The organism is Pseudomonas sp. ABa2, from assembly GCF_056676075.1.
The window spans coordinates 2,849,077-2,863,308 of sequence record NZ_CM155239.1 but is presented as its reverse complement, the minus strand read 5'-3'; the positions used below and the strand labels follow the sequence as shown (position 1 = coordinate 2,863,308).

The 14,232-nt window shown below is 68.8% G+C and carries 15 protein-coding genes; 10 read left to right on the top strand and 5 right to left on the bottom strand.

The genetic code is table 11. The features are described 5' to 3' along the window. Window positions 1–24 precede the first annotated feature (24 nt). Window positions 25–1,017: an alpha/beta hydrolase gene (locus tag AC1G9C_RS13875; RefSeq protein ID WP_480407874.1), complete on the bottom strand. Its 993-nt coding sequence runs from the start codon at window positions 1,015–1,017 to the stop codon at window positions 25–27. Window positions 1,018–1,140: 123 nt separating this feature from the next. On the opposite strand from AC1G9C_RS13875, the gene aroC reads away from it, so the two are divergent. The 5 genes from aroC to AC1G9C_RS13850 all read left to right on the top strand — a co-directional run bounded on the left by aroC (window position 1,141) and on the right by AC1G9C_RS13850 (window position 4,809). Then, window positions 1,141–2,232 carry a chorismate synthase gene (aroC, locus tag AC1G9C_RS13870; protein WP_480407873.1) on the top strand — a complete coding sequence of 364 codons (1,092 nt, stop codon included), beginning with the start codon at window positions 1,141–1,143 and terminating at the stop codon, window positions 2,230–2,232. 88 nt (window positions 2,233–2,320) lie between these two features. Then, window positions 2,321–3,484, top strand: coding sequence for an MFS transporter (locus tag AC1G9C_RS13865; protein WP_480407872.1), 1,164 nt, complete (start codon window positions 2,321–2,323; stop codon window positions 3,482–3,484). Further along, on the top strand, window positions 3,481–4,020 hold the full coding sequence (locus AC1G9C_RS13860; protein WP_457787384.1) for an acireductone dioxygenase: 540 nt from the start codon (window positions 3,481–3,483) through the stop codon (window positions 4,018–4,020). The genes AC1G9C_RS13865 and AC1G9C_RS13860 overlap by 4 nt, the downstream gene beginning before the upstream one ends. A gap of 43 nt (window positions 4,021–4,063) precedes the next feature. Beyond that, window positions 4,064–4,255 carry a PLDc N-terminal domain-containing protein gene (locus tag AC1G9C_RS13855; RefSeq protein WP_021444394.1) on the top strand — a complete coding sequence of 64 codons (192 nt, stop codon included), beginning with the start codon at window positions 4,064–4,066 and terminating at the stop codon, window positions 4,253–4,255. Further along, on the top strand, window positions 4,255–4,809 hold the full coding sequence (locus AC1G9C_RS13850) for a histidine phosphatase family protein (RefSeq protein ID WP_480407871.1): 555 nt from the start codon (window positions 4,255–4,257) through the stop codon (window positions 4,807–4,809). The genes AC1G9C_RS13855 and AC1G9C_RS13850 overlap by 1 nt, the downstream gene beginning before the upstream one ends. A 19-nt stretch (window positions 4,810–4,828) precedes the next feature. Here AC1G9C_RS13850 and AC1G9C_RS13845 read toward each other — a convergent pair whose 3' ends face one another. The 3 genes from AC1G9C_RS13845 to AC1G9C_RS13835 all read right to left on the bottom strand — a co-directional run bounded on the left by AC1G9C_RS13845 (window position 4,829) and on the right by AC1G9C_RS13835 (window position 7,353). Next, window positions 4,829–5,326 (bottom strand): methylated-DNA--[protein]-cysteine S-methyltransferase, encoded by a 498-nt coding sequence (locus AC1G9C_RS13845; protein ID WP_021445731.1) that lies wholly within the window; start codon window positions 5,324–5,326, stop codon window positions 4,829–4,831. A 5-nt stretch (window positions 5,327–5,331) separates the two neighbouring features. Further along, window positions 5,332–6,210, bottom strand: a complete 879-nt coding sequence (locus AC1G9C_RS13840) for a DNA-3-methyladenine glycosylase family protein (RefSeq protein WP_480407870.1) — start codon at window positions 6,208–6,210, stop codon at window positions 5,332–5,334. 117 nt (window positions 6,211–6,327) lie between these two features. Then, window positions 6,328–7,353 carry an AraC family transcriptional regulator gene (locus AC1G9C_RS13835; protein ID WP_480410412.1) on the bottom strand — a complete coding sequence of 342 codons (1,026 nt, stop codon included), beginning with the start codon at window positions 7,351–7,353 and terminating at the stop codon, window positions 6,328–6,330. A 102-nt stretch (window positions 7,354–7,455) separates the two neighbouring features. Between AC1G9C_RS13835 and AC1G9C_RS13830 the strand changes: the two genes are divergently transcribed. From AC1G9C_RS13830 to AC1G9C_RS13810, 5 genes are all read left to right on the top strand, one after another. Then, on the top strand, window positions 7,456–8,931 hold the full coding sequence (locus AC1G9C_RS13830) for a flavin-containing monooxygenase (RefSeq protein ID WP_480407869.1): 1,476 nt from the start codon (window positions 7,456–7,458) through the stop codon (window positions 8,929–8,931). Continuing rightward, a complete protein-coding gene (locus AC1G9C_RS13825) occupies window positions 8,915–9,844 on the top strand; it encodes an alpha/beta hydrolase (RefSeq protein WP_480407868.1) in 930 nt (309 codons plus the stop codon). The genes AC1G9C_RS13830 and AC1G9C_RS13825 overlap by 17 nt, the downstream gene beginning before the upstream one ends. Next, a complete protein-coding gene (locus tag AC1G9C_RS13820) occupies window positions 9,844–10,605 on the top strand; it encodes an SDR family oxidoreductase (RefSeq protein WP_480407867.1) in 762 nt (253 codons plus the stop codon). The genes AC1G9C_RS13825 and AC1G9C_RS13820 overlap by 1 nt, the downstream gene beginning before the upstream one ends. A 266-nt stretch (window positions 10,606–10,871) precedes the next feature. Further along, on the top strand, window positions 10,872–11,216 hold the full coding sequence (locus tag AC1G9C_RS13815) for a ribonuclease E inhibitor RraB (RefSeq protein WP_021442273.1): 345 nt from the start codon (window positions 10,872–10,874) through the stop codon (window positions 11,214–11,216). A gap of 103 nt (window positions 11,217–11,319) precedes the next feature. Beyond that, window positions 11,320–12,027: a type 1 glutamine amidotransferase gene (locus AC1G9C_RS13810; protein ID WP_480407866.1), complete on the top strand. Its 708-nt coding sequence runs from the start codon at window positions 11,320–11,322 to the stop codon at window positions 12,025–12,027. A gap of 558 nt (window positions 12,028–12,585) precedes the next feature. On the opposite strand, the gene AC1G9C_RS13805 is transcribed toward AC1G9C_RS13810, so the two are convergent. Further along, entirely contained in the window at window positions 12,586–14,151 is a 1,566-nt protein-coding gene (locus AC1G9C_RS13805) for a methyl-accepting chemotaxis protein (protein WP_480407865.1), read from the bottom strand. Window positions 14,152–14,232: the final 81 nt, after the last annotated feature.

Here is a 14,232-nt window from a genome sequence, read left to right as displayed (position 1 = left end):
AGCTGAAACTGCTGTGTAGGCAGGTTATCGGCCGCTTTGCCTCGCACTGGAGCGAATAAAGGCGACGATGCGTTCGCCCAGGGCGCGGGCCAAGGGTAGCTGCGGATCGTCGTAGGAGGCCAGCTGTTCGTGCCAGGGCAGCGGAGTGATGCGCAGCACGTGGTTCATGCCGGGGATCAGCGCCAGCTCGGCATCCGGCTTCGCCTGCTGCAATGCCACGGCGTTGTCGAGACCGACCTGGGCGTCGTGGCTGCCCTGCACGATCAGCGCCGGAATCCGCAGCGCGGCGAAGGCCTCGGCCGGGCGCTGGCGCAGCAGGCTGATCAGGTAGGGCTGCACGCTCGGTCGCAGCAGCACCTGCAATGCCTTGGGCACCTCGGCTTGCTCCTGACCGCGGATCAGGCTGGCCAGGATCTGCCGGCTCTCGGCCAGCAGCGGCGGCGGCAGACGCATGGCCAGCTGGGCGTCGAGCACCTGGCCGATGGGGTAGGCGGGGCCGGCGATGGACACCAGCGCCTCGGCGCCGCTGCCGGCGGCAGCCAGGCTGGCGATCAGCGCGCCTTCGCTGTGGCCGATCAGGATCAGCCGGTCGAAGCGCGGATCGCCCTCGAGCAGGCGTCCCCAGGCCTCGGCATCGGCGACGTAGCGTTCGATGCTGAGGTCGCGTTCGTCGGGCGTGGCGGCACGGCTGGCGGCTACGCCGCGCTTGTCGTAGCGCAGGCTGGCGATGCCGTGGCGCGCCAGCAGCTGGGCCAGCTTCTTCAGCGCGTCGTTATGGCCGCCCTCGGGGTTGTTGCCGTCGCGGTCGGTGGGGCCGGAGCCGGCGATCAGCAGCGCCACCGGCACCGGCTCGTCGCTTTGCGGCACCAGCAGGCTGCCGTACAGGGTGCCCTGGTCGGTGTCCAGGCTGATGGGCAGTTGTCGGGTGGTGTTGGCCTGGGCCAGGCCGGTTATCAGGGCAAGGGGCAAGAGCAGGGTTCGCAGCATGATCGGGGCAGGGTGGTGGCAGACCGGCATTGGACGCCGGTCGCCGACCAAGGTTCGGGGTGAACTGCAAGGTCGCCGCGGGTATACTCGCCCACCTCGTTAAGCGGCCTGCGCAGCGGCAGGTCGGGGCTGAATTTCGCGGAGCGTCTTCCCATGTCCGGCAATACCTACGGCAAGCTGTTCACCGTCACCACCGCCGGCGAAAGCCATGGCCCGGCCCTGGTCGCCATAGTCGACGGTTGTCCGCCGGGCCTGGAACTGTCGCTGGAGGACATACAGCGCGATCTCGACCGGCGCAAGCCGGGCACCAGCCGCCACACCACCCAGCGCCAGGAAGACGACGTGGTGGAGATCCTCTCCGGGGTGTTCGAGGGCAAGACCACCGGTTGCGCCATCGGCCTGCTGATCCGCAACACCGACCAGAAGTCCAAGGACTACTCGGCGATCAAGGATCTGTTCCGCCCGGCCCACGCCGACTACACCTACCACCACAAGTACGGCATCCGCGACTACCGTGGCGGCGGCCGCAGCTCGGCGCGCGAGACCGCCATGCGCGTGGCCGCCGGCGCCATCGCCAAGAAATACCTGGCGACCCAGGGCATCGTGGTGCGCGGCTATATGAGCCAGCTCGGTCCCATCGAGATTCCGTTCAAGACCTGGGACAGCGTCGAGCAGAACGCCTTCTTCAGCCCCGACCCGGACAAGCTGCCCGAGCTCGAGGCCTATATGGATCAGTTGCGCCGCGACCAGGATTCGGTCGGCGCGAAGATCACCGTGGTCGCCGAAGGGGTGATGCCGGGCCTCGGCGAGCCGATCTTCGACCGCCTGGACGCCGAACTGGCCCACGCGCTGATGAGCATCAACGCGGTCAAGGGCGTGGAGATCGGTGCCGGCTTCGCCAGCGTTGCCCAGCGTGGCACCGAGCACCGCGACGAGCTGACCCCCGAAGGCTTCCTGTCGAACAATGCCGGCGGCATCCTCGGCGGCATTTCCAGCGGCCAGCCGATCGTCGCCCACCTGGCGCTCAAACCCACTTCCAGCATCACCACGCCGGGGCGCTCGATCGACGTCGACGGCAACCCGGTGGAGGTGATCACCAAGGGTCGCCACGACCCCTGCGTGGGCATTCGCGCCACCCCCATCGCCGAGGCGATGATGGCCATAGTGCTGATGGATCACCTGCTGCGTCATCGCGCGCAGAACGCCGAGGTGCGCGTTACTACCCCGGTGCTGCCGCAGCTGTGACCGCTTGCGTAGGTTGGGTTGAGCGCAGCGATACCCAACAACCGCGGCCCCGGCTGTCGCTGCGCTCGACCCGGGCTAAGACCAGGCCATGATCGCCGCGTTGCCTTACTGGCGCCTGTCCGGCTTCTACTTCTTCTACTTCGCCCTGCTCGGCGCCACGGCGCCGTTCCTCGCCCTGTACTTCGACCACCTGGGCTTCTCGCCGGCGCGCATCGGCGAGCTGGTGGCCATCCCCATGCTGATGCGCTGCCTGGCGCCGAATCTGTGGGGCTGGCTCGGCGATCACAGCGGCCAGCGCCTGCTGATCGTGCGCCTCGGCGCGCTGTGCACCCTGGTGTGCTTCGCCGGCATCTTCGTCAGCCACAGCTATGCCTGGTTGGCGCTGATCATGGCCGCGCACGCCTTCTTCTGGCATGCGGTGCTGCCGCAGTTCGAGGTCATCACCCTGGCCCACCTGCGCGAGCAGGCCGCGCGCTACAGTCAGATCCGCCTGTGGGGCAGCATCGGTTTCATCGTCGCGGTGGTCGGCCTGGGCCGCCTGTTCGAGTGGCTGAGCCTGGACGCCTACCCCTGGGCGCTGGTGCTGATCATGGCCGGCATAGTCGCCGGCAGTTTCTGGGTGCCCAACGCGCAGCCGCTATCGCGACCCGGCAGCGCCGAGCAGGGCGGTTTTCTGTGCCAGCTGCGTCGCCCCGGCATCCTCGCCTTCTACGCCAGCGTCGGCCTGATGCAACTGAGCAACGGGCCCTACTACACCTTTTTGACCCTGCACCTGGAGGCGCTCGGCTACGGCCGCGGCACCATCGGCATGCTCTGGGCCCTGGGCGTGGTGGCGGAGATTCTGCTGTTCCTGGTCATGGCGCGGCTGCTGCAGCGCTATTCGCTGCGCGCGGTGCTGCTGGCCAGCTTCCTGATCACCGCCGTGCGCTGGCTGCTGCTGGGCAACCTGGCTGACCAGCTGGCGATCCTGCTGCTGGCGCAGTGCATGCACGCCGCCACCTTCGGTGCCTTCCACGCCGCCAGCATCCACTTCATCCAGCGCAGCTTCGAAGGCGGCCAGCAGGGCCAGGGCCAGGCGCTGTACGCCACCCTGGCCGGCATCGGCGGTGCCCTCGGCGCGCTGTATGCCGGCTACAGCTGGAACAGCATCGGCCCGGCCTGGACCTTCGCCCTGGCCAGCCTGGCGGCGCTGGCCGCAGCCGTTATCATTGCCACTCGTCTGCCCCCGGAGTCCGAGCGAGAATCCCCATGACCAGCCTGAGCGTTCACCTGCAAACCTCCCCGCAGCTGCCGAACAAGGTGCTGACCCACGCCGAGGACATCGCCAGCACCCTGGCCGAGGTCGGCGTGCGCTATCGCCAGTGCCCGCCGCCGGCGACGCTGCGCCCCGGCTGCAGCGAGCAGGAGTTCGACGCCGCCTGCGGCGCCTGGCTGCAGGATCTGCGCGGCGAGGGCGGCTACCGCCAGCACGAGCTGCTCAGCCTGGAGCGCAACCACCCGCGCAAGCTCGAGCTGCGCGCGCGCTACCTCGACGAGCAGACGCAGCCGGCCGCCAGCGCCTGGCTGTTCGTCGGCGGTTTCGCCCAGCTCAGCCTGCACCTGGGCGAGTACGTCTATGTGCTGCAGGGCGAGCGCGGCGATCTGCTGGAGCTGCCGGCGGACACCCGCCACTGGTTCGACCTGGGCGAGGAGCCGCACCTGCTGCTGGTGCGCCTGAGCGCCACGGCGGAAGCGCCAAGCCTGACCGGCGACCAGATTGCCAGCCGTTTTCCGCGTCTGGGCGACTGAGTGGCTATCCTCTGAGGGCAACCCTTCACACAGGAGTGTCGTCATGGGTTCCACCCTCAATGGGCTGATCGGCCTGATCATTCTGGCCCTGGATATCTGGGCCATCATCAACGTGGTGAAAAGCAGCGCCGAAACCGGGATCAAGATTCTCTGGGTGCTGCTGATCATCTTCCTGCCCGTGCTGGGGCTGATCATCTGGGCGCTGGCCGGGCCGCGCGGCAACGTCAGGCTGTGATGCGCATCTGGCTGCTGGTGCTGCTGCTGGCGCCGCTGTGGACCTTGGCAGCGCAGCCGTCCGACGCCTGGCAGGCGCTGCGCGAGGGGCGGGCGCTGCTGATCCTGCGCCATGCCACGGCGCCGGGAGTCGGCGATCCGGCGCATTTCCAGCTGGGCAACTGCAGCACCCAACGCAACCTCAACCAGCAGGGCCGCGAGGAGTCGCGGCGCTGGGGCGAACTGCTGCGCCGCCAGGGCATCGAGCGGCCGCGGCTGCTCAGCAGCCGCTGGTGCCGCGCGCTGGATACCGCCAGGGGCATGGGCCTGGGCCCGGTGCGGCCGCTACCGGCGCTGGACTCCTTCTTCGAGCAACGCGACGCCGCCGAGGCGCAGACCGCCGAGCTGATTCGCGCGGTCAACCTGCTGCCGCCGGGCGAGCCGCTGGTGCTGGTGTCGCATCAGGTCAATATCACCGCGCTGACCCGGGTGTTTCCCGCGTCCGGTGAGGGGCTGATCCTGGCCTTGCCGCTGCGCGCGGCGCCGCAAGTGCTGGCGCGTATCGCGCCGCCCTGAGCGTCGGTACGCAGGGCGGTCAAAGCGCCAGTTGCGTCTGCTGCGACGGCAGCGCGCCTTCCAGTTCCAGCAGCAGTTGCTTGCGCGGCAGGCCGCCGGCGTAGCCGGTAAGGCTGCCGTCGCGGCCGATCACCCGGTGGCAGGGGATGACGATGGACAGCGGGTTGGCGCCGTTGGCGGTGCCCACCGCGCGCACCGCCTGCGGCCGCGCGATGGCGGCGGCCAGGTCGCTGTAGCTGCAGGTGCGACCGTAGGGAATGCGCTGCAGGGCCTGCCATACCGCCTGCTGAAAGGGCGTGCCACGCGGCGCCAGGCGCAGCTCGAACTGGCGGCGACGGCCGGCGAAATACTCGTCCAGCTGCCGGCACGCATCATCCAGCTCGCCGCCGGCCTGTCGCCAGTCTTCGCCGATGCGCCAGGGGCGGCTGTCGAGCTCCATCAGCAGCAGCTGCAGGCCGTTTTCGTCGCCAGCGAGAAACAGCGGGCCGAGGGGGCTGTCGTGGTGGCGGTAGTACATGGCGTTCAGCCTCCCGAATAGTTGTGCCACAGGTGCGCGGCGGCGTAGGCACGCCAGGGCCGCCAGGCTTCGGCACGGGCCTTGAGGCGGCGCGCATCGATGCCGCCGGCGCCCCACAGCGGCGCCTTGAGCAGGCCCAGGTCGCTGGCGGGAAAGGCGTCGGCCTCGCCGAAGGCGCGCAGGGCGATGTACTCGGCGGTCCAGGGGCCGATGCCGGGCAGGGCGCACAGACGTTCGATCAGCGCCGCGCTGCCGTCGTCGAGATTCAGTTGCAAGCTGCCGTCGGCGATGCGCGCGGCGAACTGCTGCAGGCTCTGCACCCGTTTGCCGGGCATGCCGATCGCGGTCAGATCGGCCGTGGCGATGGCCTGCGGGCTGGGAAACAGCGTGGCGACGCCGGGGCAGCCGGGCAGGTTCAACGGCGTGCCGAGGCGCTGCACCAGGCGACCGACCAGGGTCACCGCCGCCTTGACCGTGACCTGCTGGCCGACGATGGCGCGCACCGCCTGCTCGAACGGGTCGAAGGCCACCGGCAGGCGCAGGCCGGGGTTGCGCTGCAGCAGCGGCGCGAGCAGGGCGTCGCCGCTGAGGTGCGCGGCAATCGCCTGCGGCTCGGCGTCGAGATCGAACATCCGCCGCACGCGCTGCTGCAAGGCCTCCAGGGCAATGGGCGCGGCGCTGCAGCAGCGCAGTTCGAGGGCGTTCTGCCCGGGCAGCGGTGTCACCCGCAGCCAGCCGCTGGCGCCGGCCAGGATGAAGCTGCGGCTGTAGCTGTCCGGCGTCAGGCATTCCAGCCCCGGCACCGCGCGCAGGGCGAAGTGGGCATGGAACTGCGGCCAGTGCCAGGGCGGCAGGTAGGGCAGGAGCAGGCTGATATTGTGCATGGCTTGCACCTTAGCCGCGTCGGGCGGCGCTGTCAGCGTGAAGATGGCTTTCAAACACGATCGAGCCCAGGTGCGTACTTTAGGCAAAGGCGGACATAGGGCGCTGATCGGTTCGCTCTACGAAATAGGCTCGCCGCGCTGGTAGCGCCCCGGCGTGGTGCCTTTCCAGCGCTTGAAGGCGTGGATGAAGTTGGACAGCTCGCCATAGCCCAGGCGTTCGGCGACTTCCTCCAGGCTCAGGCCGCCGGCGGCCAGCAGCTCCTCGGCCAGGGCCTGACGCACCTCGTCCTGCAGGGCGCGAAAGCTGCTGCCTTCGTCGATCAGGCGGCGGCGCAGGGTACGGCTGCTCAGGTGCAGGCGGGCGGCGACCCGTTCCATGTCGCTCATCTGCCCTGGCGCCTGCAGCAACAACTGGCGCACGCGGCCGGCCAGGCCCTGGTGCCACTGGTGGCGAGCGAGGATCGCCTGGCATTGCTGCTCGCAGGCGCTGACCAGCTGCGAATTGGCCCGCGGCAGCGCAACATCCAGCAGCCCGGCGGCCAGGCCGATGCGATTGGCCGCGGCAGCAAAATGCGGCGCCAGGCCGAAGACCTCGACGAAGGGCGCGACCTCGGCCGGCGCCTGCTGGCGCAGCTCCAGGCAGGTCAGCGGCAGCGGGGCGCCGAGCAGTTCGCGCACTATCAGCTGGGCGCCGACCATATCGCGCTGGACGATAAAGGGCCGCAGCTCCTCGTCCAGCGCGCCGTCGTCAAAGCGCAGGCTGGCGGTGACGCCGTCTTCGTCCAGGCTGATGCGGGTGAAGGCGTAGGTCAGACCGTGGTAGCGCAGCCCCAGTTCGGCCGCCTGGCGCGCGGTGGCGCTGCTGAGCATGGCGTAGCCCCAGGCGCCGTAGCTGGTCAGGTGGTAGCGCCGACCGGCCTGCAGGCCGAGGTCGGCGACCGCGGGCAGGGCCTGCACCAGGTTGGCGATCAGCTGCAGCTCGCGGCCGGCGTCGATCTCGCCGTGCGGGGCGGCGAGCTGCACCGCGCTCAGGCCGGTATCGCGCAGGCAGGTGTCCAGGTCCAGGCCGAGGTCGAGCCCCAGCTGGGTGAGCAACTGCATGCTGGTGATGCTGCGGCGTGCGGGCCAGGGTGGCGACATCAGGCTGTCCGAAAATCACAATCGATTGACCGACTATGCCATAACCGGCGGTGGCCGGCGCAAGTAGCATCCGCTTATCGCCACTCATTGGTCGGGGAGACCACAATGCATAACAACCCCCGCACGGGCGCGCCCTGGCGCGTGCTGATCATCGGCAGCGGCTTCGCCGGCCTGGGCCTGGCCATGCAGCTGCGCAAGGCCGGCCAGGACGACTTCCTGCTGCTGGAAAAGGCCGGCGAAGTCGGCGGCACCTGGCGCGATAACGACTATCCCGGCGCCGCCTGCGACGTGCCTTCGCACCTCTATTCGTTTTCCTTCGAGGCCAAGCACGACTGGTCGCGCAAGTACCCGCCGCAGGCGGAAATCCACGCCTATATCCTGCAGTGCGTGGACAAGTACCGGCTGCGCCCGCAGATCCGCCTCAACGCCGAGGTGCAGGGCGCCGAGTTCGACGCCGCGCGCGGGCTGTGGCGGGTCGAGCTGGTCGGCGGCGAATGCCTGGAGACCCAGGCGCTGGTCAGCGCCTGCGGCCAGCTCAACCGCCCGGCCTATCCGCAGTTGCCGGGGCTGGAGCGCTTTCGCGGCGAGGCCTTCCATTCGGCGCGCTGGCGGCATGACCTGGATCTGACCGGCAAGCGCGTGGCGGTGATCGGCACCGGCGCCTCGGCGATCCAGTTCGTCCCGCAGATCCAGCCGAAAGTGGCGAGGCTGAGCCTGTTCCAGCGTTCGGCGGCCTACGTGCTGGCCAAGCCGGATCGCGCCTACCGCGCCTGGGAAATCGCCCTGATGCGCCGCGTGCCGCTGCTGCAGCGGGGCGACCGCCTGCTCAAGTACCTGCACCACGAGGTGCGCGCGCTGGCCTTCGTCAGCCTGCCCTGGCTGATGCGCTCGATGCGCGGCCGTTTCACCCGCCACCTGGCGCGGCAGATGCCCGATGCCGGCAAGCGCGCGCAGCTGCAGCCGGACTACCCCATGGGCTGCAAGCGCATCCTGATCAGCAACGACTACTACCCGGCGCTGGCCCAGGCCAATGTCGAGATCGTCGACTCGCCGATCCGCGCGGTGCGCGAGCGCGCGCTGGTCAGCGCCGACGGCCGCGAGCATCCCTGCGACGTGCTGATCTACGGCACCGGCTTCACCGCCAGCGATTTCCTCGCGCCGATGCGCATTCGCGGCCTGAACGGCCTGGAGCTCAACCAGGCCTGGAAGGATGGCGCCGAGGCCTACAAGGGCATCAGCGTCAGCGGCTTTCCCAACCTGTTCCTGCTCTACGGGCCCAATACCAACCTGGGCCACAACTCCATCCTCTATATGCTGGAGAGCCAGTACCCCTACGTGCTCGGCTGCCTGCAGGCGCTGCGCGAGCAGGGGCTACGCTACCTGGACCTGCGGCCCGAGGTGCAGCGGCGCTACAACCAGCGCCTGCAGCACCTCACCCGCCGAACGATATGGGCGCAGGGCTGCAGCAGCTGGTATCAGAACGCCTCCGGCAAGCACACCAACAACTGGCCGGGCTACACCTTCACCTACCGCCACCTGACCCGCACCCCGGAGCTTGCCGACTATGACTGCGTCCGCTGATTTCACCGCCCCCGCCGCCGAGCAGATGCTGCTGCGCCGCGTGCTGCGCGGCTTCCTGCGCCTGCTGTTTCGCGGCCTGGTGCGCCCGCCGATGCCGATAGCCGGGCAGCGCCTGGTGTTGCGCCTGCTCACCGCCATCACCCTGACCCCGCGCGGAGTCACGCGCAGTGCCGCGACCCTCGGCGGGCGGCCCTGCGAATGGCACCGGCCGCCGGCCAGCAGCGGCAACGTGCTGCTCTACCTGCACGGCGGCGCCTTCATGATCGGCGGGCCGGCTACCCATCGCGGCATCTGCGCCAGCCTGGCCAAGCGCGGCGGCCTGGACGTCTGCGCGCTGGACTACCGCCTGGCGCCGGAGCATCCCTATCCGGCGGCGCGCGACGACGTGGTGGCGGCTTACCGCGCGCTGCTGGACGCCGGCTACCGGCCCGAGCAGATCGCCATCGGCGGCGATTCGGCCGGCGGCAACCTGAGCCTGGTCGGCAGCCTGCGCATCGATGAACTGGGCCTGCCGGCACCGGCGGCGCTGGTGTGCTTCTCGCCGGCCACCGATTTCACCGGCGAAGGCATGCACCAGCCGCCGGCCGGCGACCCGCTGATCCATCCCAGCTGGATCGAGCAGGCCGCCGCGCTGTATTGCCCGGCCGATCTGCCGCGCAACGATCCGGATATGTCGCCGTTGTTCGCCGATCTGAGCCGCCTGCCGCCGACCCTGATCCAGGTCGGCGAGGACGAATTGCTGCTGAACGACAGCCTGCGCCTGGCCGAGCGCGCCCAGGCCACCGGTGCCAGCGTGCGCCTGGAGCGTTATCCGGGGCTGTGGCACGTGTTCCAGGCCCATGTCGGCATGCTGCGCGCGGCGGATTACGCCATCGCCCGGGTGGTGGCCTTCCTGCGCGAACGGGGGCTGTGATGGACAACATCCTCATCAGCGGCGCCGCCTCGGGCATCGGCGCGGCCACCGCGCGGCTGTTCCACGCCCGTGGCTGGCGGGTCGGCCTGCTCGACGTCGACGCCAAGGCCCTGGCCGTGCTGGCGGCGGAACTGGGTGGGGTCTGGCACGCCGAACTGGACGTGGTCGACGCCGGCGCGGTCAAGGTCGCCCTGGCCGACTTCTGCGCCCTGCACAACGGCCAGCTGCGCCTGCTGTTCAACGGCGCCGGCATCCTGCGCACCGGCGCCTTCGAGACCATCGAACTGGAGCAGCACGCGCGCCTGTTGCAGATCAACCTGCTCGGCGTGCTCAATTTGAGCCACGCCGCATTTCCTTATCTCAAGGCCACGCCCGGCGCACAGGTGATCAACATGGGCTCGGCCTCGGCGGTCTACGGCGTGCCGCAGCTGGCCAGCTACTCGGCCAGCAAGTTCGCCGTGCGCGGCCTGACCGAGGCGCTGGAGCTGGAATGGCGCGCCCATGGCATCCGCGTCGGCGACCTGATGCCGCCGTTCGTCAACACGCCGATGGTCGCCAGCCAGGGCGAACCGCCGCCGGTGATGCGCCGCCTCGGCGTGCGTCTGCAGGCCGGACAGGTCGCCGAAGCCGCCTGGCAACAGGCTCAGGGCGCTGCGGTGCACCGCCCGGTGGGCCTGCAGTTCCGCCTGCTCTACGCATTGGGGCAGATCACCCCGGGCTGGATCAATAGAGCGATCATGGCCTGGCTCAGCCGGAGCTGATTGCGGGCTGGCCAATCGCCGCCGGTCGCCGGCTTTGTCACAAGGCCTTTCCGTTGCAGGCGAATCCGGCGGCCAGCGGCTAACCTGCAAGGGACGGTTTTCAGCCTGGTGTCCTGCCGGGCAGTCGTCGATGTGCGTCAACAGACACATCAAGCAGTCTGCTTGATTCTCGGGGCGGCGCCGCCAAGGTGCCGCGACACCGCCGAAGTTGGGCGGTCGCAATGGGAAAGCGGTCAATCCATCCATCGCCTGAGAGGAGGTCGTTTATGAGCACAGCCTTCCACGAAGACGCCAGCACCTCGGTGCTGCGCCGGATGAAAGAAGGGGGGTTCGACTTCGCCCAGTTTCACCCGATCGAGTTCTACGCCATCTTTCCCGATGAGGAGCGGGCCCGCATGGCAGCCAGGAATTTTCGCGGCGAGTCGCTCAACGCCCAGGTTTCCGCCCGCGAGGACGGCGCCTGGCACCTGCAGATCAGCAAAGTGATGTACGCCACCCATGCCGGTATCGGCGCATTCGAACATGACCTGGAGTCCATCGTCCTGCCCCTGGGCGGCAAGCTGGACGGCTGGGGCGTTACCCAGGAGGTGAAGGCGTCCGCTGCCCGTTAGGGCATTGTCTCGACAGTCCATCGGCCGGCCCGCGCGGCCGGTCGATGGCGCCAACCGTCAGCGCGTCTCGACTTGCCCGAGGCCATCGCGCAGACTGCGCGGCATGGCCGACATCCTGATCCTCACCCATATCGACTATTGCCCGCCCGCTCACCTGGCGCGGGTGCTGCAAGCGCGCGGCTGCGCCTTCGAGGTGCTGCGCGCCGACCTCGGCGAACTGCGCGGCTACGACCTGGAGCGACCCAGGGCGGTCGCGGTGATGGGCGGGCCGATGAGCGTCAACGACCCGCTGCCCTGGATCGCCGAGGAAGTCGCGGCGCTGCAGCGCTTTATCGCCCGCGACATTCCCATCGTCGGCCACTGCCTGGGCGGCCAACTGCTGGCCAAGGCCCTGGGCGCCGGCATCAGCCGCATGCCCTATACCGAAGCCGGCTGGCAGGCCATGCAGCGCCGCAGCGAGGCGGCGGACAGCCCCTGGCTGGCGCACCTACCCGAGCACTTCAGCATCTTCCAGTGGCACGGCGACACCTTCGCCCTGCCAGCGGGGGCGCAACAGCTGTTGGGCAGCCGCTGGTGCGACAACCAGGCCTTCGCTTGGGGCGACAAGGTGCTGGCCCTGCAGGGCCACCCGGAGATGACCGAAGAGCTGATCGAGCTCTGGCTCGACGACTGGGCCCACCTGCTCGACTCCAGCCAACCCAGCCAGCAGAGCATCGCCGCGATGCGCGACAACCTGGGCGAAAAGGTAAGGGCGCTGAACCAGGTGGCCGAGGGCTTCTACGCCCACTGGCTGAAGCTGGCCGGGCTCTGAGTTCGAACCCTATCGTAGACCGGATCGGTGGACTGCTGGGTGAAGCATCTGTACCTGTTGCTGCTCCGATCCTGCTGTTGTAGGCGCGAATTTATTGGCTATGTCTGCGTTAAGTGTTGGGAGTTGGTGCAAAGGTCCGTAGGGTGGGCTTTAGCCCACCAACGGTGGTCAGCGTGGGCTAAAGCCCACCCTGCAAGGCTGAAACAGTGATTATTCCCGCGCAGACGGGACAGCAGCTTTATCGCTGAACAGCGCTTGCGCTGGCCCGAAGGGAAATAATCCAGGACCTCCTTAGGGCCTAGACTCCCGCGTTCGTGGGAGTGACGGTAAATGGCCTGCGCAGAGCTTCTATAGACGAATATGATCGCGCTGACGACGGGCTTGAAAAGCGGCGGCGGTAAAAGAGCAGAGCGATAGGCCGGTTATACGCCAGGCAGGCGGGACACCGGCAAGTGGCGTTTATGTGAGCGCGGGAAGCGGGGAGGCGAGCAAGCTCGCTCCTGCGGGAAGTGGCGGGGCAGGAAGGCGCAGCGGTTGGCCCGCTGCGCCTTTTGCGTTTCAGCGGTTGAAGCGTTCGACCAGGGCGTACTGGCCCTGGGCGGTGCCGGTCAGGGCTTCGCTGAGTTTGGCGGTGCTTTGCGCTTCGCCTGCGGTCTGGTCGGCCAGTTGGGCGATGGTGGTGATGTTCTGGTTGATCTCGTCGGCCACGGCGCTCTGTTCCTCGGCGGCGGCGGCGATCTGGTTGGCCATGTCGGCGATATTGGCCACCGCGTCGCTGATGCCGGCCAAGGCCTGGTCGGCCTGGAGCACGCGCTCGACGCCTTCGTCGGCCTGCTTGCGGCCGATTTCCATGGTCATCACCGCTTCTTCGGCGGTGCGCTGCAGCTTGGCGATCAAGGCGTGGATCTGGCCGGTGGATTCGGCGGTGCGCTGGGCCAGGGAACGAACCTCGTCGGCCACCACGGCGAAGCCGCGGCCCATTTCGCCGGCGCGGGCGGCTTCGATGGCGGCGTTGAGGGCGAGCAGGTTGGTCTGGTCGGCGATGCCCTTGATCACGTCGACCACGCCGCCGATCTCGTTGCTGTCCTGGGCCAGGCGGGTGACGGTTTCGCCGGTATCGCCCACCGATTGCGACAGGCGCTGGATGGCTTCGCGGGTTTCCGCGGCGATGCCGCGGCCTTCGCCGGTGAGGCGGTTGGCCTCCTGGGTGGCGATGGCGGTGCGCGCCACGTTGCTGGCCACTTCCAGGGTGGTGGCGGCCATTTCGTTCACCGCGGTGGCGACCTGTTCGGTTTCCTGGCGCTGGCGTTCCAGGCCGGCGGAGCTGTTGTGCGCCAGCTTGTCGGCCTCGCGGGCCTGCTGGGTGAGCTGTTCGGCGGTGTCCTGCAGGCGCGTCAGGCAGGTCTTCAGGCGCGCTTCCTGGCTGAGCATGGCCATCTCCAGGCGCGCTTCGGCGCCGCGGCTGTCGGTGTACATCTGCGCGATCAGCGGGTCGGAGGTGGTCTGTTCGGCCAGGCGCAGCAGGCGCTTGATGCCGCGGGTCTGCCAGGCGATGCCGGCCAGGCCCAGGGGGATGGAGAGTGCGGCGGCGAGGGCGAAGCCCCAGCCGCTGCCGAACCAGTGGCCGATCAGGAAGCCGATCTGGCTGACCAGGATGAACGGCAGCCAGGCCTGCATCACCGGCAGCCAGGCATCGCGTTTGGGAATGGCGGTCTTGCCGGCATTGACCCGCGCATAGAGGGCCTCGGCGCGGCGCACCTGCTCGGAGCTGGGTTTGACCCGCACCGATTCGTAGCCGACCACCTGGTTGTTCTCGGTCATCGGCGTGACGTAGGCGTTGACCCAGTAGTGGTCGCCGCTCTTGCAACGGTTCTTGACGATGCCCATCCACGGCCGGCCCTGTTTCAGGGTGCTCCACATGTGCTCGAACACCGCCGCCGGCACGTCCGGATGGCGCACGATGTTGTGCGGCGCGCGCAGCAGTTCCTCGCGGGAGAAACCGCTGATTTCGACGAAGGCGTCGTTGCAGTAGGTGATCTGGCCCTTGAGGTCGGTGGTGGAGATCAGGCGCTGCTGCGCAGGGAAGGTGCGCTCGCGCTGAGTGACCGGTTGGTTATTACGCATGGCAGGTATCCGTCGTTGTTATGCCCTCTGCATCGGCCGCAAGGCGGCGAAGTTGAGGGAGAAATCCGTGGCGCGCAGTGT

Bases quoted from the DNA above. Each gene is read 5' to 3' on its own strand.
- aroC (WP_480407873.1), top strand. From the start codon at position 1,141: ATGTCCGGCAATACCTACGGCAAGCTGTTCACCGTCACCACCGCCGGC.
- AC1G9C_RS13850 (WP_480407871.1), top strand. From the start codon at position 4,255: ATGCGCATCTGGCTGCTGGTGCTGCTGCTGGCGCCGCTGTGGACCTTG.
- AC1G9C_RS13815 (WP_021442273.1), top strand. From the start codon at position 10,872: ATGAGCACAGCCTTCCACGAAGACGCCAGCACCTCGGTGCTGCGCCGG.
- AC1G9C_RS13810 (WP_480407866.1), top strand. From the start codon at position 11,320: ATGGCCGACATCCTGATCCTCACCCATATCGACTATTGCCCGCCCGCT.
- AC1G9C_RS13855 (WP_021444394.1), top strand. From the start codon at position 4,064: ATGGGTTCCACCCTCAATGGGCTGATCGGCCTGATCATTCTGGCCCTG.
- AC1G9C_RS13825 (WP_480407868.1), top strand. From the start codon at position 8,915: ATGACTGCGTCCGCTGATTTCACCGCCCCCGCCGCCGAGCAGATGCTG.
- AC1G9C_RS13830 (WP_480407869.1), top strand. From the start codon at position 7,456: ATGCATAACAACCCCCGCACGGGCGCGCCCTGGCGCGTGCTGATCATC.
- AC1G9C_RS13865 (WP_480407872.1), top strand. From the start codon at position 2,321: ATGATCGCCGCGTTGCCTTACTGGCGCCTGTCCGGCTTCTACTTCTTC.
- AC1G9C_RS13845 (WP_021445731.1), bottom strand. From the start codon at position 5,326: ATGTACTACCGCCACCACGACAGCCCCCTCGGCCCGCTGTTTCTCGCT.
- AC1G9C_RS13820 (WP_480407867.1), top strand. From the start codon at position 9,844: ATGGACAACATCCTCATCAGCGGCGCCGCCTCGGGCATCGGCGCGGCC.
- AC1G9C_RS13875 (WP_480407874.1), bottom strand. From the start codon at position 1,017: ATGCCGGTCTGCCACCACCCTGCCCCGATCATGCTGCGAACCCTGCTC.
- AC1G9C_RS13860 (WP_457787384.1), top strand. From the start codon at position 3,481: ATGACCAGCCTGAGCGTTCACCTGCAAACCTCCCCGCAGCTGCCGAAC.
- AC1G9C_RS13805 (WP_480407865.1), bottom strand. From the start codon at position 14,151: ATGCGTAATAACCAACCGGTCACTCAGCGCGAGCGCACCTTCCCTGCG.
- AC1G9C_RS13840 (WP_480407870.1), bottom strand. From the start codon at position 6,210: ATGCACAATATCAGCCTGCTCCTGCCCTACCTGCCGCCCTGGCACTGG.